We start from the raw sequence: 22,473 nt of genomic DNA, 5'->3' as shown, positions 1-22,473 counted from the left end.
GGACGAGTGGTCGAGCGTCGGTGGGCCCGCCTCACGCGGTGGGGTGGTCGGCCGGCGGGTGGTCGGCCGGCGGGTGGTCCGCCGATTCCCTGCGGACGACCGCCGTCGCGCCGTCGATCCGTACGACGCGCGCCTCGGTGCCGGTCCGCAGCGACGGGGCGCCGTCCTCGGTGCGCGCGCTCCAGACCTCGCCGGAGAGCTTCACCCGGCCGTCGAACTCGGTGACCGTGTCGACGACCAGAGCCGGGCGACCGACCTGCGCGGCGGCGTTGGTCTCGGTCAAGGGCACCCGGTCGCGCAGGTGGCGCAGGAGCCAGGGGCGCAGGGTGAACAGCAGCGCCGCGGACACCACGGCGAAGGTGAGGACCTGCAGCCACACGGGGCCACCGGCCGCGTTGACGCCGGCCGCGGCGAACGCACCGCCGGCGAACATGATGAGGACGAGCTCCAGGGAGATGATCTCGATGACGACGAGGAGGAGCCCCGCCCCGACCCACCACAACCAGTCCATGACGACCCCCGATCTGCAGGACGACGCCCGCAACCTTTACTCAGACTTTACCGAGTTTCCGCGCATCTCGCATCTTTCGGAGGGCGGTCGACAGACCGGCACGGGACGATCAGGGCCGCGCCGCGCGCGCCATCCACCGGCCACCGCCGTGCGCGACGACGAGCGGGAGGTCGTAGGCGTCACTGAGGTTCTGCGCCGTGAGCACCTCGGAGATCGGGCCGGCCGCGTGCACGCGGCCGTCCTTGAGGAGCAGCAGGTGCGTGAAGCCCGGCGGGATCTCCTCGACGTGGTGCGTGACGAGCACCAGCACGGGCGACACCGGGTCGCCGGCCAGCTCTGCGAGCGCGCCGACCAGCTCTTCGCGTCCCCCGAGGTCGAGCCCGGCGGCGGGCTCGTCCAGGAGGAGCAGCTCCGGGTCGGTCATGAGCGCGCGGGCGATCTGGGTGCGCTTGCGCTCCCCCTCGCTGAGGGTCCCGAACAAGCGGTCCGCGAGGTCCCCGACCCCGAAGGCGGCCAGGAGGTCGTCCGCACGCTGCGTGTCGAACTCCTCGTACGTCTCGCGCCAGCGACCCGTCACGCCGTAGGCCGCGGTGAGCACGACGTTGCGCACGGTCTCCGAGCCGGGGATGCGGTCCGCGAGCGCCGCGCTGGCCAGCCCGATCCGGGGGCGCAGCTCGAAGACGTCCACCCGACCGAGGCGTTCGTCGAGCAGGTCCGCGGTGCCCGCCGTCGGGTGCATGCGCGCCGCGGCGATCTGCAGGAGCGTCGTCTTCCCGGCGCCGTTGCGGCCCAGGATCACCCACCGCTCGCCCTCGTTCACCTGCCAGTCCACGGAGTCGAGGATGGTCTTGGTGCCGCGTCTGACGGTGACGCTCCGAAGGTCCAGAACCGCGCTCATGGGACCCGACCCTATAGGTTGGGCGGCGTGGATTCCCATTCCGCCCCGCACCTGCCGCGCAGCGTCCTGCTCGCCCTGTGGCTGCGGTCATCGCCGCGCCCGGCACCATCGGTGACCGGTGCTGGCGACCCTCTCCTGCGGGCAGTGCAGGGCGACGACGAGGCGCACGCCGTCGTCGGGCGGATCGGCGACGAGGACGTGCTCGTCTCGACCCCGCGCACCCTCGCCGACCTGGTCGGGCGGTGGTCGGGCGGCCCGCGGCAGGTCGTCGCCCTCCTGCCGGCGCCGGGCGACGTGCTGGGCGTCCCCGCCCCCGTGTCCCCCGCCGCAGCCGACGCCGGCGAGTGCGTGCTGGTGACCACTCGCGACGGGTCGTGGGCCGCGGTGCCCGAGGTCGAGGAGTTCGGCAGCGTCTACGAGCCAGGCCACCTCGTGACCTGGCACGTCGAGCCCGTGCCGGCCTGGACGGACCGGGTGCTGGGGGTGGTCGGCTCGCTCTCCGACGCCGAGCGTGACCTGCGGACCGCGCTGCTCACCGCGACCGAGGCGCTCATGTCCCTCGACGTGGCGCGCTGGCGCGAGGACGCCGCCGATCAGATCGCGCAGCTGCGCTCGGGGACCCTGCCGGGCACCCTCCTGCCCCCCGACCTGGACGGTCGTACGGTGCGGGTGCTCTCCCAGGCGGCGCGCCTGCGCGGGATCGTCGACCTGGCCACCGCGGACGACGGCGGTGCGGTGAACCTCTGGCAGGCCGACCAGCGCTCGAGCGCGCTGCGCGAGGTCGAGCGGGGCGCCCGCCGGGCCATGTCGGCCGCCACGCTCGCCCTGTGACGACCGCTGCTCGCCCGGCGACGACCGCTCAGCCCGGCAGCACCGCGCGGTAGACGTCGAGCGTACGCTCCGCGATCGCGTGCCACGCGAAGTGGTCCTCGACGCGGCGACGAGCGGCCACGCCCATCTCGGCGGCGCGCGCTGGATCCTCGACCATCGAGCGCAGCGCCTGCGTGAGGTCCCGCACGAACCGGTCCGGGTCCAGGGGCGTGCCCGTGCCGTCGTCCGCCTGCTCGAGGGGGACGAGGACCCCGGTCACGCCGTCGTCGACGACCTCGGGGATCCCGCCCGTGGCGCTGCCGACGACCGGGAGCCCGACCGCCATCGCCTCGAGATTGACGATCCCGAGCGGCTCGTAGATCGACGGGCACACGAAGACCGTGCACGCGGCGAGGACCGCGACCAGCTCGGCGCGCGGCAGCATCTGCTCGATCCACACGACCCCGGCGCGGGTCTTCTGCAGCTCCGCGACCGCGCCGCTGACCTCTGCGGCGATCTCCGGGGTGTCCGGCGCACCGGCGCACAGCACGAGCTGGACGTCGTCGGGCAGCGCGGCCGCCGCCCGCAGCAGGTACGGCAGGCCCTTCTGCCGGGTGATCCGGCCGACGAACACGACGGCGGGCCGGTCCGGGTCGATCCCCAGGTCACGGGCGACACGGTCCGCCGCGGCCTCCTGGGCCGTGCCCTCGGGACGCCGCCAGCCGTCCAGGTCGATGCCGTTGTGCACGACGTGGACCTTGTCCGGGTCGAGCTGCGGGTAGACGCGCAGGATGTCGGCCCGCATCCCCGCGGAGACGGCGATGATCGCGGCCGCGCCCTCGTAGGCCGTGCGCTCCGCCCAGGACGACAGCGCGTAGCCGCCCGCCAGCTGCTCGGCCTTCCACGGCCGCAGCGGCTCGAGGGAGTGCGCCGAGAGCACGTGCGGCACCCCGTGCAGGAGGCCGGCGAGGTGGCCGGCAAGGTTCGCGTACCAGGTGTGCGAGTGGACGAGGTCGGCACCCGCGACGTCGCCGGACATCTCCAGGTCGACGCCGAAGGTGCCCAGCGCGGCATTCGCCCCGGCGAGCACGGCGGGCACGCTGTAGCCGGTCACGCCCTCCTCGGAACGGGGGCCGTCGAAGCACCGCACGCGCACGTCGACGTGGGGGCGCAGGACCGCAGACAGCTCGGCGACGTGCACACCGGCGCCACCGTAGACGTGGGGCGGGTACTCACGGGTCAGCAGGTCGACTCTCACAGACGTCACGCTAGCGTGTGCGGCCCCGTTCGTCGCCACGCCGTCCGGACGCAGTCCAGGACTCGCCGGCTGCGCACGCTGCCCACCATGCGAGTCCCGGTACCGACCGGGCGCCGGAGGGACTACGGTCTGAGCATGGCTGCACCACGCGTCCTCGCCATCGTCCTCGCGGGCGGAGAAGGCAACCGCCTGATGCCACTGACGGCACACCGGGCGAAACCTGCCGTGCCCTTCGGAGGGATCTACCGCCTGGTCGACTTCGCGCTGTCGAACCTCGTCAACTCCCACTACCTGCACATCGTCGTGCTCACGCAGTACAAGTCGCACAGCCTCGACCGCCACATCACCAAGACATGGCGCATGTCGGCGCTCCTCGGCAACTACGTCGCGCCCGTCCCGGCACAGCAGCGGGTGGGCAAGCACTGGTACCTCGGCAGCGCCGACGCCATCTACCAGTGCCTCAACATCATCGACGACGAGCGGCCCGACATCGTGGTCGTGGTCGGTGCGGACCACGTCTACCGCATGGACTTCTCGCAGATGGTCGACGCCCACATCGCCTCGGGCGCCCAGCTGACCGTCGCGGGCATCCGCCAGCCCATCACCATGGCGGACCAGTTCGGTGTGATCGAGACCGACCCGCAGGACCCCGAGCGGATCAAGGCGTTCCTCGAGAAGCCCACTGACCCTGTCGGGCTCTCGGACTCGCCCCAGGAGATCCTGGCCTCCATGGGCAACTACGTCATCGACGCCGACGCCCTGGTCGACGCCGTGACCGCCGACGCGTCGAACCCCACCTCCCGCCACGACATGGGCGGGGACATCGTGCCCGCGTTCGTCGAGCGCGGTACCGCGGGCGTCTACGACTTCATCCGCAACGACGTGCCGGGGTCCGCCGACCGCGACCGGGACTACTGGCGCGACGTGGGGACGATCGACTCGTACTACGACGCCAACAAGGACCTCATCGCCGTCACCCCGGTGTTCAACCTCTACAACGACGAGTGGCCGCTGCACACCGGGTACACCGGCCTGCCGCCCGCGAAGTTCGTGCACGCCGGTCAGGGCCGTCTCGGCCACGCCGCGGACTCGATCGTCTCGCCCGGAGTCCTCATCTCGGGCGCGACAGCGGTCGGGTCGGTGCTCTCCCCGGGCGTCCACCTGCACTCGTGGGCGTCGGTCTCCGACAGCGTCCTCATGGACGGTGTCCAGGTGCACCGCCACGCCCAGGTCCACCGGGCGATCATCGACAAGAACGTCATCGTCGGCGAACGCGCCCGGATCGGCCTCGACACCGAGCAGGACCGTGCGCGGGGCTTCACCGTCACCGCCTCGGGCATCACCGTCGTCCCCAAGGGAAGCATCATTGACTGAGCAGTCACCGGCCGCCGACCACCGGCGTCGGCTCGTCGTCATGGACGTCGACTCGACGCTCATCTCCCAGGAGGTCATCGAGCTCCTCGCCGACCACGCGGGCACACGCCGTGAGGTCACGGAGATCACCGAGCGAGCGATGCGGGGCGAGATCGACTTCGCCGCGTCGCTGCACGAGCGGGTCGCCACCCTGGCCGGAGTACCCGTCGCCGCCTTCGCCGACGTCCTCGCGCGAACGAGCTACACGCCCGGCGCCCGCGAACTGGTCGCGGAGTGCCACCGCCGGGGCTGGACCGTGGCGCTGGTCTCGGGCGGGTTCGCCGAGCTCGTCGCCGACCTGGCCGCCGATCTCGGCATCACCCGGTTCCGCGCCAACCGCCTCGAGGTCGTCGACGGCAAGCTGACGGGTCGGACCACCGGCCCCGTCGTCGACCGGGCGGCGAAGGCCCAGGCGCTGCGCGAGTTCGCCATCGTCGAAGGGATCCCGACCGAGGACACCGTGGCGATCGGCGACGGCGCGAACGACCTCGACATGATCGACGCCGCGGGGATCGGGATCGCGTTCGCCGCCAAGCCCGTGGTGCGGGCGCAGGCGCCCTACGCGGTGGACGGCCCCCGGCTGGACGCCGTGCTCGCGGTCATCGACGGTGTCGTCGACGGCGCGGACGTCGCGACCGCGGGCTCCCGCTGAGCCGACGCACGACCACCTACGCGGCGGGACGCCCGACGTAGGTGAGCGACGCAACGCCCTCGCCCCACTCCGACCACGGGTCAGGCGACTCGAGCACACTGTAGGTCGCGGTCGGCACCCCGACCCGCACCTGCGCCACGGCACCGGAGTCGGAGCCGGGCCCGGCGAGGAACGCGGCCGTCGCCGCCATGGTCGGCTCGTGGCCGACGACGAGCAGCGTGCGCACGCCGTTGCCGGCGTCGCGCACGAGCTCGAGGACGTCGTCGACACCCGCGGCGTACAAGGTGTCGCTGAGACCCAGCTCGGGAGCGGCCTCGCCGAGGTGCGGCGACAGCAGCTCCCAGGTCTGACGCGTGCGCAGCGCGGTGGAGCACAGGACGAGCTCGGGAACGAGCCCGGCACCGGCGAGCGCAGCGCCTACCCGGCCGGCCTGCCGCCGGCCGTTGAGCGCCAGGGGGCGCAGCACGTCGTCAACGCTCCCGGCAGGCTCGGCCTTGGCGTGACGCAGGAGCACCAGACGGTGCGTCGTCGACTCGAGAGAGGTCATCGCACCGTCACAGGCCCATGGCGTGCACGCCACCGTCGACGTGCACGATCTCTCCGGTCGTCGCGGGGAACCAGTCGGACAGGAGCGCCGCGACGGCGCGGGCCGTGGGCTCGGGGTCGGTCTGGTCCCAGCCGAGCGGCGCACGCTCTGGCCAGCCGTCCTCCATCGCGGAGAACCCGGGGATGGACTTGGCCGCGGTGGTGCGGATCGGCCCGGCGGAGACGAGGTTGACCCGGATGCCCTCGGGCCCGAGGTCGCGCGCGAGGTAGCGGCTGGTCGACTCGAAGGCGGCCTTCGCGACGCCCATCCAGTCGTAGACGGGCCAGGCAAAGCTCGCGTCGAACGTGAGCCCGACGATCGAGCCGCCCGAGGCCATCAGCGGCTTGGCGGCCACGGCGAGGGACTTCAGCGAGAACGCGGAGACCTCGAGGGCCGTGGCGACGTCCGACCACTCGCCGGCGAGGAAGTTGCCACCCATGACCGACTGCGGGGCGAACCCGATGGAGTGCACCACCCCGTCGAGACGGTCGACGTGCTCGGAGACCCGGTCGGCCAGCGCCGCGAGGTCCTCGTCCGAGGTGATGTCGAGCTGGACGACGGGCGCGGGCGCCGGAAGGCGCTTGGCGATCGCCTGCGTGAGCCGGAACTGCCGCCCGAAGGAGGTCAGCACGACCTCGGCACCCTCCTGCTGCGCGAGCCGCGCCACGTGGAACGCGATCGAGGAGTCGGTGAGGACTCCTGTGACCAGGAGCTTCTTGCCGTCGAGCAGACCCATCGGTTTCCTTCCGTTCGTCGTGGTGCGCCCCGATCCTACTGGAGCGTGCACCACGAGGTGTCAGTGCGGCCACCGGGTGGGCCCGGCGGCGGGTCGAGGCGTGGGACACGCCAGGAGCGGTCGTGCGGCCGGCGCTCAGTGCCCCATGCCGAGGCCACCGTCGACCGGCAGCACAGCGCCGCTGATGTAGCCGGCCTCGTCGGAGGCGAGGAACTGCACGGCGGCGGCGACCTCGTCCGGCTGTGCGAAACGCCCGGCCGGGATGGTCGCCTTGTAGGCGTCCTGACGCTCCTGCGGGAGCTGGGCGGTCATCGCGGTCTCGATGAAGCCGGGGGCGACGACGTTCGCGGTGATCCCGCGACCGCCGAGCTCGCGGGTGATCGACCGGGCCATCCCGACGAGCGCGGCCTTCGACGCCGCGTAGTTGACCTGCCCGGCGCCGCCGTAGAGGCCGATCACCGAGGAGATGAGCACGATCCGGCCACGACGCTGGCGGATCATGCCCTTCGAGGCGCGGCGCACGCAGCGGAACGTCCCGGTGAGGTTGACGTCCAGGACGGACGTGAACTCCTCGTCGCTCATCCGCATGAGGAGCTGGTCGCGCGTCACCCCCGCGTTCGCGACGAGGACCTCGACGGCGCCGAGCTCCTGCTCGATCTGCGTGAACGCGGCGTCGACGGCGGCCGTGTCGGTGACGTCCGCCACCGCACCCAGGACACCGTCGGGCAGGTCGCCACCGCGGTACAGCGTCGCGACCCGGTCGCCGTTCGCGACGAAGCGCTCGGCGATCGCACGCCCGATGCCCCGGTTCGCGCCGGTGACCACGACGGTGCGCGGTGCGGGTACGGGCTGGTCGGACGTGGGCGCTGTCGGCACGGTCGCCTCCTGGTTCGTGGGGTGCTGGGTCTGGTTCGTGGATGCTGGCTGATCGGTGTCGTGCGTGTCACAGTCGGGTGTCACCACCGTGATCGGCTCCTCGCCGCGGTTCGTGGGGGACCGCGGTTCGTGGGGCGCAGGCTGCCGCACCGACCGTACCGCGCGCACGGCGCGGACGGCCTGCGGTCACCGTCACACCGGCGCCAGGGCGTTTGTGGGGTATCGACAAACGTAGACTGGGCGAGTGAGCAACCGCGCCGCCCCGCCGCCCGGGACCTCGCGCCCCGGACGCCGGGGCGGGGACCGACGGGCGCGACGCGAACGCGCCGAGGACGTACCGAGCATCACGGGCGCGCAGACACCGCTCACGGAGGAGCAGAGCCGCCGCACCCGCCGCTACCTGTGGCAGATGGGCCTGCGGCTGGTGTGCTTCCTGCTCGCCGTCGTCGCGGGCGGCGGCTGGCTCACCTGGATCCTCATCGCCGCCGCCGTCGTGCTGCCCTACGTCGCGGTCCTGCTCGCCAACGCGGGTCGCGACCAGCAGACGTACGACGTGTCCGCCATGGAGTACCGCGAGCTCCCTGCCGCGCCGTCGACGCTCCCGCCCGTGGCGGCTCCCACGACACCACCCCCGGCGACCCCGACGCCCGACGACCCGAAGGACGAGCGATGATCGACCTCCTCGGCACCGCCGACCCCGTCGGCGACGACCTGGTGTGCAGCGCCAAGGGATGCCGGGCGCAGGCCACCTGGGGCCTGCTGTGGAACAACCCGAAGATCCACACGCCCGAGCGGCGCAAGGTCTGGCTCGCGTGCGACGAGCACCGCGAGCACCTGGAGACGTTCCTCGGTGCGCGGAGCTTCCTGCGGCGGACCGTCTCCGTGGACGAGCTCGAGCGCGCACCTCGCCCATGACGACCGCGATCCGCCCGGCGCCCGCGCCCGCGCACGACGTCCGGCGCGAGCCACGCACGCGCCGCGAGTGGGTGACCCTCGCCGTGGGCGTGCTGGTCCTCGTCGCGCTCTGCCTGGTCGCCGGGCGCTGGCAGTGGAACCGGTACGTCGAGCGTGAGGAGCAGATCGCCGCGATCGAGGCGAACTACACGGCCGACGCCGTCCCGCTCACCGACGTCCTGCCCGGCCCGGGTGCGGTGCTCGACCCCGACGACGTCTGGCGTCCCGTCACGGTGGACGGCCGCTACGAGCCGGACGCGACCGTGCTGCTGCGCAACCGGCCCGTCGGGTCGCAGGCCGGCTTCCACGTGCTCGTCCCCCTGGTCGTCGACGAGCCCGGCAGCCCGGGCCTGGTGGTCGTCGTCAACCGGGGCTTCGTGCCCCTGGGGACCGACGCCAGCTCGCCCGACGTCGTCCCCGCACCACCCGAGGGCGTCGTCGAGGTGACCATGACGCTGCGGGCCGACGAACCGCCGTCGGACAGGGACGCGCCGCCCGGGCAGGTGCAGGCGATCTCGACGGCGCAGGTGCTCGCCGCGGCCGGCGTCGAGGACGCGGCGTGGGCCACCGGCGCCACGGTGGGCGCGTACGGCGCGCTGCGGTCGGAGGACCCGGCCCCCGCGACGGCCCTGCGGACGCTGCCGCCGCCCGACACCGACCCCGGCTCGCACCTGTCGTACGCGTTCCAGTGGGGGGTCTTCGCGGCCGGCGCGGTCCTCGGGTTCCTCCTGCTGGTCCGGCGGGACCGGCGCGACGCCCAGGGCGACGAGCACGGCCCCGTGTCGGTCGGCGACCTCCTCGCCGCTCAGGCTGCCGCCTCGGACGAGAGCGCCGGGCCGACGGGCGCGGGCGGCAACCGCCCGCGACGGGACACCCGCACCCGGCGGCCGAGCGCCGAGGAGGAGGAGGACGCGCTCATCGACGCCCAGCTCCGCTGAGCGCCGACGGCCGCCCTCCTGCTAAGCGAGCGAGACGAGCTCCGCGTAGCTGTCGTTCCACATGTCCTCGTCGCCGTCCGGCAGCAGCAGGACCCGCTCCGGCTCGAGCGCCTCGACCGCGCCGTCGTCGTGCGTGACCATCACGACGGCACCCTCGTACGTCTTCAGCGCGCCGAGGATCTCCGCGCGGGACGCCGGGTCCAGGTTGTTCGTCGGTTCGTCGAGGAGCAGCACGTTCGCCGCCGAGACGACGAGCGTCGCGAGCGCGAGACGCGTCTTCTCCCCGCCCGACAGGACGTGCACGGGCTTCTCCGCGTCGTCGCCCGAGAACAGGAACGACCCGAGGACGGACCGGACCTGCGTGTCGGTGAGGTCCGGCGCGGCGTGGCGCAGGTTCTCGACGACCGTGGCGCTCATGTCGAGCGTCTCGTGCTCCTGCGCGTAGTAACCGATCTTCAGGCCGTGCCCCGCGTGGACCTCCCCCGTGTCGGGGTCCTCGACGCCGCCGAGGATCCGCAGCAGCGTCGTCTTCCCGGCACCGTTGAGGCCGAGGATCACCACGCGGCTGCCGCGGTCGATCGCCAGGTCGACACCGGTGAACACCTCCTGCGAGCCGTACGCCTTCGACAGGCCCGACGCCGTGAGCGGGGTCCGCCCGCAGGGCGCCGGGGTGGGGAAGCGCAGCTTGGCGACGCGATCGCTGACGCGCTCGCCCTCGAGACCACCGAGCATGCGCTCCGCGCGGCGGATCATGTTCTGCGCGGCGACCGCCTTCGTGGCCTTCGCGCGCATCTTCTCCGCCTGGGCCAGCAGTGTGCTCGCCTTCTTCTCGGCGTTCTGCCGCTCGCGGCGTCGACGGCGCTCGTCGGTCTCGCGCTGCTCGAGGTAGGCGTCCCAGCCGAGGTTGTACTGGTCGAGCTCGCCGCGGTTGGCGTCCAGGTGGAAGACCTTGTTCACCGTCGCGCGCAGCAGGTCGTTGTCGTGGCTGATGACCACGAACCCGCCGCTGTAGGACCTGAGGTACTCCCGCAGCCAGATGATCGAGTCGGCGTCGAGGTGGTTCGTCGGCTCGTCGAGCAGGAGCGTCTCCACCCCCGAGAAGAGGATCCGCGCGAGCTCGATGCGTCGGCGCTGCCCGCCGGAGAGCGTACCGAGCGGCTGCGCGAGGATCCGGTCGTCGAGACCGAGGTTCGAGGTGATGCGCTGCGCCTCGCTCTCCGCCGCATAACCGCCGGCCGCCGTGAAGCGCTCCTCCAGCCGCGGGTAGCGTTCCATGGCGTCGAGGTGGGTGGCCTCGTCCGCGCTGGCCATCTCCCCCTCGGCATCCCGCATCTTGCGGATGATCGCGTCGAGCCCGCGCGCGGAGAGCACCCGGTCCATCGCGATGACCTCGAGGTCCCCGGTGCGCGGGTCCTGCGGTAGGTAGCCGATGTCCCCGCCGCGCACGATCTTCCCGGCGGCGGGCTGGCCCTCCCCCGCGAGCGTCTTGGTCAGCGTCGTCTTGCCGGCTCCGTTCCGCCCGACCAGGCCGATGCGGTCACCAGCCGCGATGCGGAACGTCGCCTCGTGCAGCAGGACACGGGCGCCGACACGCAGCTCGACGGCTTGGGCAGTGATCACAGAGGGTCCTTCGAACGAGGTGCGGGGGGCAAGGCACAAACGCCATCCATACTAGGCGGCAGCGCCGGTGCGCCATAGCCCGCGGGCGGTACGGTGAGCGCGTGACGTTCAACGAGGGCAGCTCCTTCGACGGGAGCCGCGTCCGCAAGGGTGGGCGCGGACGCACGACGGCCATCGCCGGCGGCGGGATCGGCGCCGTGCTGGTCGCGCTGCTCGCCGTCTTCGCGAGCAGCCAGGGCATCGACATCACCCCGTTCCTGGGCTCTGACCAGGCCGCGAGCCAGGACACCGGGCAGGACGTCCTCGAGGACTGCACAGGAGCCGAGGCCAACACCACGCGCGAGTGCCGCCTGGTCGCGACGGCGATCACGCTCGACGAGTACTGGAGGGACACGCTGCCCGCGCAGACCGGCGTCGAGTACACCGAGCCGGGTGTGGTGAGCTTCACGGCCGCGGTCGCCACGGCGTGCGGTTCCGCGAGCAGCGCGACCGGTCCCTTCTACTGCCCGCCCGACCAGTCGGTGTACGTCGACCTGTCGTTCTTCGACGAGCTGCGCGACCGGTTCGGGTCGACGGGCGGGCCGCTCGCCGAGGAGTACGTCATCGCGCACGAGTTCGGGCACCACATCGAGCAGATCACCGGCGTGATGGCGCAGGCCGACCGCTCCGGGTCGGGGCCGGAGTCGGACTCGGTGCGCATCGAGCTGATGGCCGACTGCCTGGCAGGGATGTGGGCGGGGAACGCGGCGACCACGATCGACCCGCAGACCGGGGAGCCTTTCCTCGAGCCCATCACCCCCGACGAGCTGCGCGACGCGCTCTCGGCCGCGGCCGCCGTCGGGGACGACCGCATCCAGAAGCAGGCGACCGGCACGGTCAGCCCGGAGATGTGGACCCACGGCTCGAGCGAGCAGCGCCAGCGCTGGTTCATGACCGGCTATGACGGCGGCACCTTCGACGACTGCAACGCCTTCGAGGCCACGACCCTCTGACCCGGCTCTCGCGTGTGGGCGGGACGGTGGCGGGAATCCGGCTTCCGATTCCCGCCACCGTCCCGCCCACAGCCGTCCACAGGGGGTGAGGGTGTGGAGGGAGCACGTGGTCGCCTCGGAGGTTCGGCACCCTGGCCGGATGGCACGCCCCGCTCCCCCGCCCGACCACCGTCTCCCTCCCGGTCCGTTCACCACCGCGCACGCACTGAGCGCCGGGGTGAGCAGGCACCACCTGCGGACCCGGACGTTCGCCGCGCCGTTCACCGGCGTGCGGACCCTGGCGACGACGACCGCCGACCTGCCCGCGCGGTGCCGGGCCCTCGCGACCGTCCTCGACGAGAGCGTCGTCTTCTCCCGCACCACCGCGCTCCGGCTCCTGGGGGTCGAGGTGCCCTGGCGGCTCGAGGACGACGACCGCCTGCACGTCGTGACCCGCACCGCGAGCGACCGCCCGGAGCGCACCGGGGTCGTGGCGCACCGGTCCCGGCAACGCTTCCTCGACGTCGTCGAGACCGACGGGCTCACCGTCACGTCGCCCGCCCAGACGTTCGTGCACGTCGCGGTCGGGCTCCGTTCGCCGGACGACGTCGTGGTGCTCGGGGACGCGATGATGCAGCGTCGACGCCCGCTGACGACGCCCGCCGAGCTCGCGGACCTTTCCCGGCGGACGGTCAAGGTCAAGGGCATCGTCCAGGTCCGGTCGGTCCTCGGGCAGCTACGACCGGGGACGGACTCGACCATGGAGACCCGAGCACGGCTCGCGCTCGTCGGCGCCGGCCTGCCGTGCCCGGAGGTCAACGGGGTCGTCCTCGACCCGGACGGGCGCTACGTCAAGCGGGTCGACCTCCTCTACCGCGACCTGCGGATCGCCATCGAGTACGACGGTGACCACCATCGCACCGACCAGCAGCAGTGGCGGGACGACGTCCGGCGCCGCCGCCGGCTCGAGGAGCTCGGCTGGACGGTGGTCGTCGTGGTCGCGGACGACATCGTGCGCGACCCGGCGCCGTTCCTCGCCCGCGTTCGCCGGGCACTCCACCAGACGCGTGCGGGCGGGATGGTGGTGTGAATCCGGCCACGGATTCACACCACCATCCCGCCCACAGCGGAACAGGAGGTCAGACGTTGAAGCCCAGGGCGCGCAGCTGCTCCTTGCCGTCCTGGGTGATCTTCTCCGGGCCCCACGGCGGCATCCACACCCAGTTGACCCGGAAACCGTCGACGAGGCCGTCGAGGGCCTGGGACGTCTGGTCCTCGATCACGTCCGTCAGCGGGCACGCCGCCGACGTGAGGGTCATGTCGACGACCGCGTGGTTGTTCTGGTCGACCTGGATCCCGTAGACCAGGCCGAGGTCCACGACGTTGATGCCCAGCTCGGGGTCGATGACGTCGCGCATGGCCTCCTCGACGTCGGCGGCGCTCGGCGGGGACGGACTGGTCGGTGTCTCGGTGCTCATGAGTTCTCCTGGACGTCGGACGTCGGCACGAGGGTCGGCGTCTGCTGGTCGGTGCCGGCAGACGTGCCGGCGGGAAGGTCGGTGATGGTGCCAGAAGCGGTGCCGGTAGAGGTGCCGGTCACGACGGTACGCGCGCCGGAGACCGCCAGCGCGTCGCGCAGCGCGGCCCAGCCGAGCAGCGCGCACTTGATGCGCGCCGGGTACTGCGAGACGCCGGTGAAGGCGGTCGCGTCGCCGAGCAGGTCCTCCGCGTCCTCGTCGAGGCCCTTGCCACGCGAGCCCATGAGGTCGCGGAAGAGACCTCCGAGGTGCTCGGACTCCTCGACGCCGGTCCCGGTCACGAGGTCGCTCAGCACGGACAGCGACGCCTGGGAGATGCTGCACCCCTGTCCGTCCCAGCTGAGGCGACGGATCGTCGCCCCACCGGCAGCGCCGTCGGCGCCACCCTCACCCGGCCGGTCGATCTCGACCCGGAGCGTCACCTCGTCCCCGCACGTGGGGTTGACCTGGTGGGACTCCCCGCTGAGGGTGCTCCCGTCCACCTCGACCAGCCCGCGTCCGTGCGGCGCCCTGGCGTGGTCGAGGATCACCTGCTGATACATCTGCTCGATCGAGCTCATCTGTCTCTCCTCACTCCACCGAGAAGAACGCTCGGACACCGCTCAACGCTTCCCGGAACGTCGCGACGTCCTCGGCGGTCGTATAGACCGACGCGGAGGCCCGCGCCGTGGCGGCCACGCCGAACCGGCGGTGCAGGGGCTGCGCGCAGTGGTGCCCGACCCGGACGGCCACACCCGCGTCGTCGAGCACCTGCCCGACGTCATGGGAGTGCACCCCGTCCACGACGAACGACACGACCGCGAGCCGGTCGGCCGACGTCGTCGGCCCGATGATCCGCACACCGGGGATCTCCCCGATGCGCAGCAGCTCGTCGGTCATCTCCTGCTCGTGCGCGGCCAGTCCGTCCATGCCCAGCTCGTCGAGGTAGCGCGCCGCCGCACCGAACCCGACGATCTGCGCGACCGCCTGGGTGCCCGCCTCGAAGCGCTGCGGGGGCGGCAGGTAGGTCGAGGAGGTCATCGTGACGACCTCGATCATCGACCCGCCCGTCGTCACCGGCGGCAGTGCCTCGAGCAGCTCGCGCCGCCCGTAGAGCGCGCCCACGCCGGTCGGACCCAGCATCTTGTGCGAAGAGAAGACCGCGAAGTCCACCCCGAGCGCGGGGAGGTCGATCGGCAGGTGCGGCACCGACTGGCACGCGTCGAGCACGGTGAGCGCGCCGACCTCACGCGCCCGGGACACGATCGGGGCCACCGGCGTCACGGCGCCCGTCACGTTCGACACGTGCGTGAACGCGACGACCCGGGTGCGCTCGGTGATCACCGTGGCGGCGTCCTCGACGCGCACGCGCCCGTCGTCGTCCACCTCGAACCAGCGCAGCACGGCCCCCGTGCGGGCGGCGAGCTCCTGCCACGGCACGATGTTGGCGTGGTGCTCCGCCTCGGTGAGGACGATCTCGTCGCCGGGTGCGAGGGCGAACCGGCGCGCGGCCTCGCCGCCCCGTCCCAGCGACGCGTTGGACAGCCCGTAGGCGACGAGGTTGATCGCGGCGGTCGCGCCGGACGTCCAGACGATCTCGCCCGGGTCGGCCCCGACGAACGCCGCGACGTCGCCCCGCGCGTCCTCGAACGCCTCGGTCGCCTCCTCCGCGAGCTGGTGCGCACCGCGGTGCACGGCGGCGTTGCGCTCCTCGTAGAAGTCGACCTCCGTGTCGAGGACGACCTGCGGCTTCTGGGACGTCGCTGCCGAGTCGAGGTAGACGAGCGGACGACCACCCCGCACCGTGCGGGCGAGCAGCGGGAAGTCCGCGCGCACCGCGGCGAGCTCGGTCACGCTCAGGTGCGCGGTCCGGCTCACGGACGGGGTGATCGTCATGTCGGTCTCTCCTCGGACGGCGGGACGTCTCAGGCGGACGCCGGGACGAGGTACCGGTCGTAGCCCTCGGCCTCGAGGCGGTCGGCGAGCTCGGAGCCGCCCTCCTCGGCGATCTTGCCGTCGACGAAGACGTGCACGAAGTCGGGCTTGATGTACCGCAGGATGCGCGTGTAGTGCGTGATGAGCAGCACCCCGACGTCGGTCTTGGCATGCACGCGGTTGACGCCCTCGGAGACGACGCGCAGGGCGTCGACGTCGAGGCCGGAGTCCGTCTCGTCGAGGATCGCGAACTTCGGGGAGAGGAGCTCCATCTGCAGGATCTCGTGGCGCTTCTTCTCGCCACCGGAGAAGCCCTCGTTCACGGAGCGCTCGGCGAAGGCCGGGTCCATGCGCAGGTCTTCCATCGCCCGCTTGACGTCCTTGACCCACGTTCGCAGCGCGGGCGCCTCGCCGTCGATCGCGGTCTTCGCGGTCCGCAGGAAGTTCGAGACGCTGACGCCGGGAACCTCGACGGGGTACTGCATCGCGAGGAACAGGCCCGCGCGAGCGCGCTCGTCGACGGTCATCGCGAGGACGTCCTCGCCGTCGAGCGTGACCGTGCCCGCGGTGATCTGGTACTTCGGGTGGCCCGCGAGGGAGTAGGCGAGCGTGGACTTGCCGGAGCCGTTCGGGCCCATGATCGCGTGGATCTTGCCGCTGTCGAGCGTCAGGTCGACGCCACGCAGGATGGGCTTGGCGCCTTCCTTCGTCTCGACGCTGACGTGCAGGTCGCGGATCTCAAGAGTGGACATCAGTGGTGTTCTCCAAGTTCTGGGAAGTGTCGTGCGCTCGCAGGGAGCGGGTGCCGTGAGGCAGGAGCAGGATCAGGAGCCGTCGGCAGAGCCGTCGAGCCGGCCGTCGAGGTCGACGAGCACACGCTCGCCGTCGATGGTCACGGGGTAGACCGGGACCGGTCGCATGGCGGGCAGCGCGGTCGGCATACCGGTGCGCAGGTCGAACTGCGAGCCGTGCAGCCAGCACTCGATGAAGCAGCCCTCGACCTCGCCGTCGGACAACGAGACCGCGCCGTGGGAGCAGATGTCGGAGATGGCGTGCCAGCCGCCGTCGCCGTCGCGGACGACGGCGACCTCGACCGGCCCGGACGTCCCCTCCAGCTCGACCCGCAGGGCTTCCTCGGGGCCGACGTCCGCGGTGGTGCAGGCCAGCTGTGCGGTCATGCCGCGCCTTCTGCGCCCGCCACCTGCTCGGCGGCACCGGCGGAACCGTCCGTGCCCTCGATGACGCTCATCGACTTGGCCAGCTCGGCCTCGATCGAGGCCAGCAGACGCTCCTCGACCGACGCGACGCCGATCTCGTGGATGAGCTCGGCGAAGAAGCCGCGCACGACCAGGCGGCGCGCCTCGGTCTCCGGGATGCCTCGTGCCTGGAGGTAGAAGAGCTGCTCGTCGTCGAAGCGACCGGTCGCCGACGCGTGCCCGGCACCCTCGATCTCACCGGTCTCGATCTCGAGGTTCGGCACGGAGTCCGCGCGCGCACCGTCGGTGAGGACGAGGTTCCGGTTGAGCTCGTAGGTGTCCGTGCCCTCGGCAGCGGCACGGATGAGGACGTCGCCGACCCACACGACGTGCGCGCCCTCGCCCTGCAGCGCGCCCTTGTAGGTCACCCGGGAGGTGCAGCGCGGCACGGCGTGGTCCACGAACAGGCGGTGCTCCTGGTGCTGACCGGCGTCCGCGAAGTACAGGCCCACCATCTCGACCTCACCGCCCTCGGCGGTGAACTCCGCGTCCGGGGTGAGGCGCACGACGTCGCCGCCGAAGGTCACGACGACGTGCTTGAGCTTCGCGTCCCGGCCCAGGCGCGCCCGGTGCGAGGAGGCGTGGACCGCACCGGCGGACCAGTCCTGCACGGACACGAGCGTGAGGTGGGCGCCGTCCTCGACGACGATCTCGACCGTCTCGGTGAGGTTCGCGGTGCCGAGGTGGTCGAGGACCACCACGGCCTCGCTGTGGCGTCCGGCGTGCACGAGCAGGTGGCTCGCGGTCGGGTCCTCGGAGACTCCCTCGACGCGGATCGACGTGATGTCGGAGGCGACGGCGTCGGCGGGGACCGAGACGACCGTGGCCTCGGCGAAGGAGTTCCAGGCGGCGACGGCGGCGCGGTCGCCGGGCACACCGGCCCGACCGAGGCGCTCGTCGTCCCGGGGCACGATCTCGACCGTGACCTCGGGCGCCTCGACGACCGTCGTGAGCACGCCGTGCCCCGCCAGCCGGGTGTCGAACAGCGGCGCGAGGCGGGAGACCGGCGAGAACCGCCACTCCTCCTCACGACCGTCGGGGACTCCGATCACGCCGCCGTCGAAGGACGTCACCCGCTCGGCGCGCGACCCCTGCGGCGTGCCGCCGGTCCCGTGGGTGTGGGTACCGTCCGCGGTCGCGCGCGAGTGGTCGGTGGCGAGGCCCGCGGCTGTGTCCGTGGGCGGGGTGGTGCTTGTCGCGATGTTCGTCATTTAGCCGACGGACCCTTCCATCTGCAGTTCGATGAGGCGGTTGAGCTCGAGCGCGTACTCCATGGGCAGCTCGCGCGCGATGGGCTCGACGAACCCGCGCACGATCATGGCCATGGCCTCGGTCTCGGCCATGCCGCGGGACATGAGGTAGAACAGCTGGTCCTCGCTCACGCGCGAGACGGTCGCCTCGTGCCCCATCGAGACGTCGTCCTCACGCACGTCGACGTAGGGGTACGTGTCGGACCGGGAGATCTGGTCGACGAGCAGCGCGTCGCACAGCACCGTCGAGGCCGAGTGCTCCGCGCCCTCGAGCACCTGGACGAGGCCGCGGTACGAGGTACGACCCCCGCCGCGCGCGACCGACTTGCTGACGATCGACGACGACGTGTGCGGCGCCGCGTGCACCATCTTGGCGCCGGCGTCCTGGTGCTGGCCCTCGCCGGCGAAGGCGATGGACAGGGTCTCGCCACGAGCGTGCTCGCCGAGGAGGTAGATCGCGGGGTACTTCATGGTGACCTTGGAGCCGATGTTGCCGTCGACCCACTCCATGGTGGCGCCCTCGGCCGCGGTGGCCCGCTTGGTCACGAGGTTGTAGACGTTGTTCGACCAGTTCTGGATGGTCGTGTAGCGCACGCGCGCGTTCTTCTTGACGATGATCTCGACGACCGCGGAGTGCAGCGAGTCGCTCGAGTAGATCGGCGCGGTGCAGCCCTCGACGTAGTGCACGTACGAGCCCTCGTCGGCGATGATCAGCGTCCGCTCGAACTGGCCCATGTTCTCGGTGTTGATCCGGAAGTAGGCCTGCAGCGGGATCTCGACGTGCACGCCCGGCGGCACGTAGACGAACGACCCGCCCGACCACACGGCGGAGTTCAGCGCGGCGAACTTGTTGTCGCCCGAGGGGATCACGGTGCCGAAGTACTCGGCGAAGATCTCCGGGTGCTCGCGCAGCGCGGTGTCCGTGTCGAGGAAGAGCACACCCTGCTTCTCGAGCTCTTCGTTGATCTGGTGGTAGACGACCTCGGACTCGTACTGCGCCGCGACGCCGGCGACGAGGCGCTGCTTCTCCGCCTCGGGGATGCCGAGCTTGTCATAGGTGGACTTGATGTCCTCGGGCAGGTCCTCCCAGCTGGTGGCCTGCTTCTCCGTGGACCGCACGAAGTACTTGATGTTGTCGAAGTCGATGCCGGACAGGTCGCTGCCCCAGTTCGGCATGGGCTTCTTGTCGAACAGGCGCAGCGCCTTGAGGCGGTGCTTGAGCATCCACTCCGGCTCGTTCTTGAGCTGGGAGATGTTCCTGACCACGGCCTCGGACAGCCCGCGCTGCGCGGTCTCGCCCGCCTCGTCGCGGTCGTGCCAGCCGAAGCCGTACGAGCCGATCGACGCGATGATCTGGTCGTCGCTCTGGCGCTCGGCCTGGGCGGGACCGGTGCCGGTCACGCCTGCCGTGTCCTGTGTGGGTGCGCTCATGGTGTTCCTTCCACGTTCCGTCGAGACGGGTGGGGGCGGTCGGGGGGTCGTGAGGTCATGCGGTGGTCGGTTCGCCCGGAGGTCCGGGCCGTGCCCGGGCGTCGGGGGTCGGGACGCTGGTGGTGCACGCGTGGCCGCCACCCGCGAGGGTCGCGAGCCGCTGGACGTGCGAGCCGAGGAGGCGGGAGAAGACCTGGGCCTCCGCCTCGCAGAGCTGCGGGAACTCCTCCGCCACGTGCTGGACGGGGCAGTGGCCCTGGCAGAGCTGGACGGTCGACGTCCCGGCGACCGGCCGCACGCTGGCGGCGTAGCCGTCCGCGGAGAGCGCGTCGGCGAGCTGGTGCGCCCGACCGGTGACGTCCGGCGCGGTGATGCGCGGTGCGTACCGGCGCGCGAGGTCGTCGAGGCGGTCGTGGGCGAACTGCTCCACGGCCGCGTCGCCCGCGGTCGCGCGCAGGAACCGCAGAGCCTGGGTCGCGAGGTCGGAGTAGGCGCCGGACATCTCGGCCTGACCACGGGTGGTGGCGACGTAGCGCCGCGCCGGACGCCCGCGCAGGCCGGTGGGCTGCCCGGCCTCGTGGACGACGATCAGGTCCTCGTCCTCGAGGGACGACAGGTGGCGGCGCACGGCCGCAGGCGTCAGGCCCAGCGACGTCGCGAGGGTCGCGGCGCTGACCGGGCCCTCGGAGATGATGAGCTCGAGCACCCGCTCGCGCGTGGTGCCGTCGAGCTCGCCGTGGTGCGAGGGGTGCGCGAGGGCGCCCGGACGGTCGCGGATCACTCCGGCCATACGTTCACCTCCAGCTCCGGTCGGACGACGGTGCCCCGCAGGTCGGCTGGCGCGCGGGCCGAGGGCGAGGCGCGACACCGCTCAGGGGCGGGGCCGATCGGCGGGCGCGGCTCGTGCCGCACGACGACGATCGATGGACGATCGATATAGGAAACATTGTCGTTGGCTAAATGCTCCGATGCAACCAAGGTGCACCTCACCGACCCGCGGCGGGACGTGGCGGAAGGTGGCGGAACGGCCGCCGGGTCGCACGTCCTAGACTCTCCACCGTGCCAGACTCCCCCGCCGTCGTCCTGCGCGACCTCGTCAAGCGCTACGACGGCCGACCGGTCGTCGACGGCGTGAGCCTCACCGCCGCACGCGGTGAGGTCACCGCGATCCTCGGCCCCAACGGCGCCGGCAAGACCACGACCGTCGAGTGCTGCGAGGGCCTGCGCGCCCCGGACGCCGGCACCGCACGCGTCCTCGGGCTGGACCCGATCGGCGACGCGCGCGAGCTCCGTCCCCGGGTCGGGGTCATGCTGCAGGACGGCGGTCTGCCGACCGGGGTGCGCGCGCTCGAGATGCTGCGCCACGTCGCGTCGATGTACGCCCGCCCCCGCGACGTCGACGAGCTCACCGAGCGGCTGGGGCTCGCCGGGTTCGCCCGCACGACCGTGCGCAGGCTCTCCGGCGGCCAGCGCCAGCGCCTCGCCCTCGCGGCGGCGATCGTCGGGCGGCCCGAGGTCGTCTTCCTCGACGAGCCCAGCGCCGGGATGGACCCGCAGAGCCGGCACGCCGTGTGGGAGCTGGTCCGCGAGCTGCGCGCCGACGGCGTCGGGATCGTGCTGACGACGCACCTCATGGACGAGGCGGAGGACCTCGCGGACGTCGTCCACGTCGTCGACCACGGGTCTGTCATCGCGTCGGGGACGACGAGCTCGCTCCTCGCCGCCGAGGGCTCGGACGGCACCCGGACCGTGCGCTTCGACGCAACCCCGGGTCTCGACCTCACCGGGCTGTCCCCGCTGCTCGACCCCGCGGCGGCGCACGGCTGGACCTGCCAGGAGCTCCGGCCCGGGGCGTACACCGTCACGGGCCCGGCCGACCCGGGCACGCTCGCCGTGCTCACCCGGTGGCTGGCGGACCGTGACGTGCTGGCCGCACGGATCACGGTCGGACGACGGACACTCGAGGACGTCTTCCTCGACCTGACAGGACGGCACCTGCGATGAGCGCGCCCGAGGCTTCTTCGACACCGAGCCCGCACGCGGCGACGACGCGGCCGGGAGCCCCCGCGGCGCCGTGGCGCCGGGTCGCGGCCCAGACGGTCTTCGAGACCCGGATGATCCTGCGCAACGGCGAGCAGCTCCTCATCACGGTGATCCTGCCCGTGCTGCTGCTCGTCGGGCTCGTGCGGACCTCCCTCATCGACCTGGACACCGGCGGTGCGGACCGGGTGGACTTCGTCACACCCGGCGTCCTCGCTCTGGCGGTGATGTCGACGGCGTTCACGTCGCAGTCGATCGCGACGGCGTTCGACCGGCGCAACGGGGTCCTGCGGCTGCTGTCGACCACCCCGCTCGGCCGGGGCGGGCTGCTCGCGGGCAAGGTCCTCGGTGTGCTGGTCGTCGAGCTCGTGCAGGTCGTCGTCATCGGCGGCGTCGCCCTGGCGCTCGGCTGGCAGCCGCACCCCGCCGGGCTCGCGCCCGCCCTGCTCGCCGTCCTCCTCGGCACGGCCGCGTTCACGTCGCTCGCGCTCCTGCTCGCCGGGACCCTGCGCGCCGAGGGTGTGCTCGCCGTCGCGAACCTCGTCCTCGTCCTGCTGACGGTCGCGGGTGGTGTCCTGGTTCCCGCCGAGCAGCTCCCGGGCGCGCTCGCGCACGTCGCCGTGCTGCTCCCGTCCGGAGCGCTGGGCGAGGCCATGCGGGGCGCCCTGGTCGACGGCGCCGTGCCCGCGTTCTCCGTCGTCGTGCTCCTCGGGTGGACCGCGGCCCTGGGGTGGGGTGCCGGCAAGCTCTTCCGCTGGCACTGACCCGTCAACTCCCGGTCGCACCCGCAAGACCGGCCGGGTCCTTCCCGAGCGCGACGG

25 protein-coding genes are annotated in these 22,473 nt (G+C 72.3%); 10 read left to right on the top strand and 15 right to left on the bottom strand.

The window, feature by feature from the left end:
- Positions 1–31: 31 nt before the first annotated feature.
- Entirely contained in the window at positions 32–511 is a 480-nt protein-coding gene (locus OHL10_RS18155; protein ID WP_265523660.1) for an NfeD family protein, read from the bottom strand.
- 109 nt (positions 512–620) lie between these two features.
- On the bottom strand, positions 621–1,409 hold the full coding sequence (locus tag OHL10_RS18150) for an ABC transporter ATP-binding protein (protein ID WP_265523659.1): 789 nt from the start codon (positions 1,407–1,409) through the stop codon (positions 621–623).
- Between the two features lie 27 nt (positions 1,410–1,436).
- Here OHL10_RS18150 and OHL10_RS18145 point away from each other — a divergent pair, with 27 nt between their 5' ends.
- Positions 1,437–2,240 carry a hypothetical protein gene (locus OHL10_RS18145; RefSeq protein WP_265523658.1) on the top strand — a complete coding sequence of 268 codons (804 nt, stop codon included), beginning with the start codon at positions 1,437–1,439 and terminating at the stop codon, positions 2,238–2,240.
- 28 nt (positions 2,241–2,268) lie between these two features.
- Here OHL10_RS18145 and glgA read toward each other — a convergent pair whose 3' ends face one another.
- A complete protein-coding gene (glgA, locus tag OHL10_RS18140; RefSeq protein ID WP_265523657.1) occupies positions 2,269–3,477 on the bottom strand; it encodes a glycogen synthase in 1,209 nt (402 codons plus the stop codon).
- 135 nt (positions 3,478–3,612) lie between these two features.
- On the opposite strand from glgA, the gene OHL10_RS18135 reads away from it, so the two are divergent.
- Both OHL10_RS18135 and serB read left to right on the top strand, forming a co-directional pair.
- Entirely contained in the window at positions 3,613–4,851 is a 1,239-nt protein-coding gene (locus tag OHL10_RS18135; RefSeq protein WP_265523656.1) for a glucose-1-phosphate adenylyltransferase, read from the top strand.
- A complete protein-coding gene (gene serB, locus OHL10_RS18130) occupies positions 4,844–5,542 on the top strand; it encodes a phosphoserine phosphatase SerB (protein ID WP_265523655.1) in 699 nt (232 codons plus the stop codon). The genes OHL10_RS18135 and serB overlap by 8 nt, the downstream gene beginning before the upstream one ends.
- 16 nt (positions 5,543–5,558) lie before the next feature.
- On the opposite strand, the gene OHL10_RS18125 is transcribed toward serB, so the two are convergent.
- The 3 genes from OHL10_RS18125 to OHL10_RS18115 form a co-directional block, all read right to left on the bottom strand.
- A complete protein-coding gene (locus OHL10_RS18125) occupies positions 5,559–6,089 on the bottom strand; it encodes a SixA phosphatase family protein (RefSeq protein ID WP_265523654.1) in 531 nt (176 codons plus the stop codon).
- Positions 6,090–6,096: 7 nt separating this feature from the next.
- Positions 6,097–6,864: an enoyl-ACP reductase FabI gene (gene fabI, locus OHL10_RS18120; RefSeq protein ID WP_265523653.1), complete on the bottom strand. Its 768-nt coding sequence runs from the start codon at positions 6,862–6,864 to the stop codon at positions 6,097–6,099.
- Between the two features lie 135 nt (positions 6,865–6,999).
- The gene (locus tag OHL10_RS18115; protein ID WP_265523652.1) at positions 7,000–7,740 is read right to left on the bottom strand and encodes a beta-ketoacyl-ACP reductase; all 741 of its coding nucleotides are present in this window, start codon (positions 7,738–7,740) and stop codon (positions 7,000–7,002) included.
- Positions 7,741–7,984: 244 nt separating this feature from the next.
- Here OHL10_RS18115 and OHL10_RS18110 point away from each other — a divergent pair, with 244 nt between their 5' ends.
- From OHL10_RS18110 to OHL10_RS18100, 3 genes are read left to right on the top strand one after another with little or no spacing between them, the layout of a single operon-like run.
- Complete coding sequence (locus OHL10_RS18110) at positions 7,985–8,413, top strand: DUF3099 domain-containing protein (RefSeq protein WP_265523651.1); 429 nt, start codon at positions 7,985–7,987, stop codon at positions 8,411–8,413.
- Positions 8,410–8,655, top strand: coding sequence for a hypothetical protein (locus OHL10_RS18105; protein ID WP_265523650.1), 246 nt, complete (start codon positions 8,410–8,412; stop codon positions 8,653–8,655). Before OHL10_RS18110 ends, OHL10_RS18105 begins: the two co-directional genes overlap by 4 nt.
- A complete protein-coding gene (locus OHL10_RS18100; RefSeq protein ID WP_265523649.1) occupies positions 8,652–9,632 on the top strand; it encodes an SURF1 family cytochrome oxidase biogenesis protein in 981 nt (326 codons plus the stop codon). The genes OHL10_RS18105 and OHL10_RS18100 overlap by 4 nt, the downstream gene beginning before the upstream one ends.
- Before the next feature lie 21 nt (positions 9,633–9,653).
- On the opposite strand, the gene OHL10_RS18095 is transcribed toward OHL10_RS18100, so the two are convergent.
- Entirely contained in the window at positions 9,654–11,252 is a 1,599-nt protein-coding gene (locus tag OHL10_RS18095; protein ID WP_265523648.1) for an ABC-F family ATP-binding cassette domain-containing protein, read from the bottom strand.
- A 101-nt stretch (positions 11,253–11,353) separates the two neighbouring features.
- Between OHL10_RS18095 and ypfJ the strand changes: the two genes are divergently transcribed.
- Together ypfJ and OHL10_RS18085 are read left to right on the top strand one after the other, a co-directional pair.
- A complete protein-coding gene (gene ypfJ, locus OHL10_RS18090) occupies positions 11,354–12,244 on the top strand; it encodes a KPN_02809 family neutral zinc metallopeptidase (protein WP_265523647.1) in 891 nt (296 codons plus the stop codon).
- A gap of 139 nt (positions 12,245–12,383) precedes the next feature.
- On the top strand, positions 12,384–13,313 hold the full coding sequence (locus OHL10_RS18085) for a DUF559 domain-containing protein (RefSeq protein WP_265523646.1): 930 nt from the start codon (positions 12,384–12,386) through the stop codon (positions 13,311–13,313).
- A gap of 49 nt (positions 13,314–13,362) precedes the next feature.
- On the opposite strand, the gene OHL10_RS18080 is transcribed toward OHL10_RS18085, so the two are convergent.
- The 8 genes from OHL10_RS18080 to OHL10_RS18045 all read right to left on the bottom strand — a co-directional run bounded on the left by OHL10_RS18080 (position 13,363) and on the right by OHL10_RS18045 (position 20,402).
- The gene (locus OHL10_RS18080) at positions 13,363–13,701 is read right to left on the bottom strand and encodes a metal-sulfur cluster assembly factor (RefSeq protein ID WP_265523645.1); all 339 of its coding nucleotides are present in this window, start codon (positions 13,699–13,701) and stop codon (positions 13,363–13,365) included.
- A complete protein-coding gene (gene sufU, locus OHL10_RS18075; protein WP_322645591.1) occupies positions 13,698–14,321 on the bottom strand; it encodes a Fe-S cluster assembly sulfur transfer protein SufU in 624 nt (207 codons plus the stop codon). The genes OHL10_RS18080 and sufU overlap by 4 nt, the downstream gene beginning before the upstream one ends.
- A 10-nt stretch (positions 14,322–14,331) precedes the next feature.
- Positions 14,332–15,636 (bottom strand): cysteine desulfurase, encoded by a 1,305-nt coding sequence (locus OHL10_RS18070; RefSeq protein WP_265523644.1) that lies wholly within the window; start codon positions 15,634–15,636, stop codon positions 14,332–14,334.
- Positions 15,637–15,665: 29 nt separating this feature from the next.
- Complete coding sequence (gene sufC, locus OHL10_RS18065) at positions 15,666–16,427, bottom strand: Fe-S cluster assembly ATPase SufC (protein WP_265523643.1); 762 nt, start codon at positions 16,425–16,427, stop codon at positions 15,666–15,668.
- Positions 16,428–16,499: 72 nt separating this feature from the next.
- Positions 16,500–16,853, bottom strand: coding sequence for a non-heme iron oxygenase ferredoxin subunit (locus OHL10_RS18060; protein ID WP_265523642.1), 354 nt, complete (start codon positions 16,851–16,853; stop codon positions 16,500–16,502).
- Complete coding sequence (sufD, locus tag OHL10_RS18055; protein ID WP_265523641.1) at positions 16,850–18,142, bottom strand: Fe-S cluster assembly protein SufD; 1,293 nt, start codon at positions 18,140–18,142, stop codon at positions 16,850–16,852. Before sufD ends, OHL10_RS18060 begins: the two co-directional genes overlap by 4 nt.
- Complete coding sequence (gene sufB / locus OHL10_RS18050) at positions 18,143–19,612, bottom strand: Fe-S cluster assembly protein SufB (protein ID WP_265523640.1); 1,470 nt, start codon at positions 19,610–19,612, stop codon at positions 18,143–18,145. It abuts the gene before it with no gap.
- Between the two features lie 55 nt (positions 19,613–19,667).
- Positions 19,668–20,402: a helix-turn-helix transcriptional regulator gene (locus tag OHL10_RS18045; protein WP_265523639.1), complete on the bottom strand. Its 735-nt coding sequence runs from the start codon at positions 20,400–20,402 to the stop codon at positions 19,668–19,670.
- A gap of 269 nt (positions 20,403–20,671) precedes the next feature.
- On the opposite strand from OHL10_RS18045, the gene OHL10_RS18040 reads away from it, so the two are divergent.
- Positions 20,672–21,616: an ABC transporter ATP-binding protein gene (locus tag OHL10_RS18040; protein WP_265523638.1), complete on the top strand. Its 945-nt coding sequence runs from the start codon at positions 20,672–20,674 to the stop codon at positions 21,614–21,616.
- Entirely contained in the window at positions 21,613–22,416 is an 804-nt protein-coding gene (locus OHL10_RS18035) for an ABC transporter permease (protein ID WP_265523637.1), read from the top strand. The genes OHL10_RS18040 and OHL10_RS18035 overlap by 4 nt, the downstream gene beginning before the upstream one ends.
- Positions 22,417–22,473 lie beyond the last annotated feature (57 nt).

It is taken from the genome of Oerskovia flava, from assembly GCF_026163685.1.
In the GTDB taxonomy this organism is placed as follows: domain Bacteria; phylum Actinomycetota; class Actinomycetes; order Actinomycetales; family Cellulomonadaceae; genus Oerskovia_A; species Oerskovia_A flava.
This window is presented reverse-complemented; position numbering and strand designations above follow the sequence as displayed.